The 2,995-nt window shown below is 39.4% G+C and carries 3 protein-coding genes and 1 pseudogene; 1 reads left to right on the top strand and 3 read right to left on the bottom strand.

The features are described 5' to 3' along the window. Positions 1-136: 136 nt before the first annotated feature. From H6G97_RS56430 to H6G97_RS49000, 3 genes and pseudogenes are all read right to left on the bottom strand, one after another. Positions 137-307: pseudogene (locus tag H6G97_RS56430) on the bottom strand (IS66 family transposase); the annotation flags it as partial. 168 nt (positions 308-475) lie between these two features. Next, positions 476-964: a hypothetical protein gene (locus H6G97_RS49005; RefSeq protein WP_190947506.1), complete on the bottom strand. Its 489-nt coding sequence runs from the start codon at positions 962-964 to the stop codon at positions 476-478. After that, positions 954-1,442 (bottom strand): Tn3 family transposase, encoded by a 489-nt coding sequence (locus H6G97_RS49000; RefSeq protein WP_190947505.1) that lies wholly within the window; start codon positions 1,440-1,442, stop codon positions 954-956. The genes H6G97_RS49005 and H6G97_RS49000 overlap by 11 nt, the downstream gene beginning before the upstream one ends. A 42-nt stretch (positions 1,443-1,484) precedes the next feature. Here H6G97_RS49000 and H6G97_RS48995 point away from each other — a divergent pair, with 42 nt between their 5' ends. Beyond that, positions 1,485-2,672, top strand: a complete 1,188-nt coding sequence (locus H6G97_RS48995) for an IS4 family transposase (protein WP_338422024.1) — start codon at positions 1,485-1,487, stop codon at positions 2,670-2,672. Positions 2,673-2,995: the final 323 nt, after the last annotated feature.

Here is a 2,995-nt window from a genome sequence, read left to right as displayed (position 1 = left end):
GGGGCTAGATGGATTAAATCTTACCCTAGCCTGGATAGTGGCACTTTGTTTCTAACTTGACTGCTGATCAGGTAAGTCCGCTTGTCAATAGGGTTTGAGACGCGCTAACCCTGCAAAGCGATCGCTACCTTTCTTGGCTTCTTAGTATACGTGTACTATATTTAGATGCGTTTGCCCTGATCCACTGATTGAGTGAGGAGTGCAACTTAGATTTGAATTGATTGACCCAATCGTTGTAACTGCTTGAGTCAAGCGTCTGGAACCATTGAGCGTAATTCCTAAAAGCTTCATCAATTAAATCAACAAACACTAATTTTTTATCTTATTACTAAGTAGCTTAACTTTTACACCTTGCAAAATAATTTAGAGACAGAAAAAATCCGCGTAACCCTGCGCCAACCTTAGCCTACCTTTGCGTTAAAAAATCATAGGCAAAAGCTAGATATGAAACAGCCTACTTTTGCCTTTTTGGTGTTTATTTATGCCTTGTAATCGCAGCAATCAAAGCTTGTAACCCAACTTCAGTAGGTTCACTCAGGAAATAACTCATGTGGTCGCAAGGTATTTCTTGAATATGGGGAGGATGCGATCGCGCGGTAGGAACACTCTTGATACTATCCACCTTCACAGCTATATCATTTGGCACACCGAAGAACGATAATTCTACCACTTTATTAAATAAACGTTGTTGTAGCCGTTTCAAGATACTGGACTTTTTCTGTGGTTGTTCCTCTAATGCTGCGGCAATAATAGAGGTATTACCAGCAATAATTGAGTAAGGAATACCAGGGTCATCACTAGCGGCCAGAGAATTGAGAAATTCGGAAGCTGGGTTCATTTGGGCTAGAGACACCCGGATATTTTTTTCTAATGTACCAAGCAACGTACCTACTAGGTATTGAGCCGAGATACGTGTAAAAACCTGCAAGATGGTCTGGAAACTGTTGATATATCTATGTTTCAAAGATTTCTGGTGGCAGATTAATCGCAGCTTCCAATGGTTGGGGAATATTATGTAAATTCACTACATAATCACCGTATCTTTTGATATGTCTTGTTACATAGGGACTCAAAGCAGCAAGGTGTCGCATAGGAATCAATTCTCCCTGTGACATTAACATTTGGATAGCCAACGACATATCAACCGTATTCTGCAAAATAACTGCGCTTGCTACCAAATCAAGATACTTCAGCCGCTTTTCCTGCTCAATAGGATCATTTTCAGTAATCGCTCCCAGCTTACCGAAGAACACCCAGTCAAGAAAGGCATTGTACATCTCCACAATATTCGTTATTGCTGTAATCTCATGGCGAAGAGCCACATTAGAAACATAGTCGAGCAAAAACATTGTTCGTACTACCTTGCCCAACTCAAGAAAAGCTTGATAAAGTCGATTTTTCTTACTATAACTACCCAACTTACGTAGAAGCGTTGAAGGCATCACCTTGCCTGCCTTAATTGACAGTAGGACTCTGTTGTATCGGTGTTCAAAAATCTGATTCATGGTTTTGCCAGTTTACGAATACCGGAATTAATACGTTTTAAAACACCAACTTCTTCATCAATTACCGAAGCACGGCAACGAACCGGAGCATCTGTAATGACTCGTTTATTTGAGATGGTTGCAAAGCCATTAGCAGCAGTTTTAACGCCAGGTGCTTTTTTGGGAGGATTGAGAATAATGGCTGTAGATGGGACAGTAATGGACATTCCCGATACTCAAGAAAACGCCAGAGTATTTGGTTATCCTGGTTCTCGCCCTGGCACATATCCGGCATTCCCGAAAGCTAGGTTAGTTTTTTTGGTGGAAGCAGGTACTCATTTAATTACCGATGCATTCATTAGTCCTTATCGAATTGGTGAAAGAAAAGGAGCTTTAAAATTATTACGAAGTGTTAGTGATGGGATGTTGCTGATGTGGGATAGGGGACTACATTCATTCAAGATGGTTGATGCCGCAATTAAACAAAAATGCCATATTCTTGGACGTGTACCAGCTCACGTTAAATTCGAGGTCGTTCAAACTTTTGATGATGGTTCTTATAAGTCATGGATTGCACCGGATGGTCAGTCTAAAAAGAAAGGTGCAACCCGAATCCCAATCCGTGTAATTGAATATGTTGTTGAAGAGAATGGGATAGAAAAAGTTTATCGTCTGATTACCGATTTGATGGATATTAAGACTTTTCCTCCTTTACTTCTAGCAACTGAGTATCACCAGCGATGGGAAGCAGAGAATACTTTGGATGAATTAAAAGTTCATCTTTTATGGCGAAAAACTCTTATCCGCTCGAAAAATCCTCGTGAAGTAGTCCAAGAAATTTATGGCTGGTTACTGGGACATTACTGTATACGTTGTTTAATGTTTCAAAGTGCTGAAAAAGTAGGATTATCACCATTACGTCTCAGCTTTACTGGCAGCCTGAGAGTGATTAGACGTGCTATCCCTTTGTTCCAGATTGCAGTAGAAATATTCCCAGATATTAATGTATTTTTTAGTTGGTTAACTGACGAAATTGTAGAGTTAAAAATTCCACCACCACAGCACAGAAGTAATCCCAGAGTCGTCAAGAAAACTCGCTCAAAGTTTCAGAGTAAAAAACGATGTCATAGAAATAATGGCACTCTTCGACAACTATTATCCTTTAAAATTTTTAGGAAAGTAAGTTGAATACATCTATTATTTGGGCGATACAGTAAATTGTTCATCCTCAATTTATAGTTCAACAGGTTAAAAATATTCCCAGCAATTGACAATTAAATTTTTCGAGAGTGCCTTCAGGTACAAGCAGCGTTTTTAGCTGTTTTTGTTCTCGTAAACTACACGCGAACAAATTATTCTTTATTCCACCATCTATTTTCCCTTAACCGAGCAGTATTGAAACTTTTGATGATGGTTCTTATTTGTCGTGGATTGCCCCTGATGGTAAGTCTAAAAAGAAGGGTGCAACGCGAATTCCTATCCGCGTAATAGAATATACTGTTGAAGAGAAC

The sequence above is a fragment of the Nostoc flagelliforme FACHB-838 genome, assembly GCF_014698065.1.
In the GTDB taxonomy this organism is placed as follows: Bacteria; Cyanobacteriota; Cyanobacteriia; order Cyanobacteriales; family Nostocaceae; genus Nostoc; species Nostoc flagelliforme_B.
This window is presented reverse-complemented; position numbering and strand designations above follow the sequence as displayed.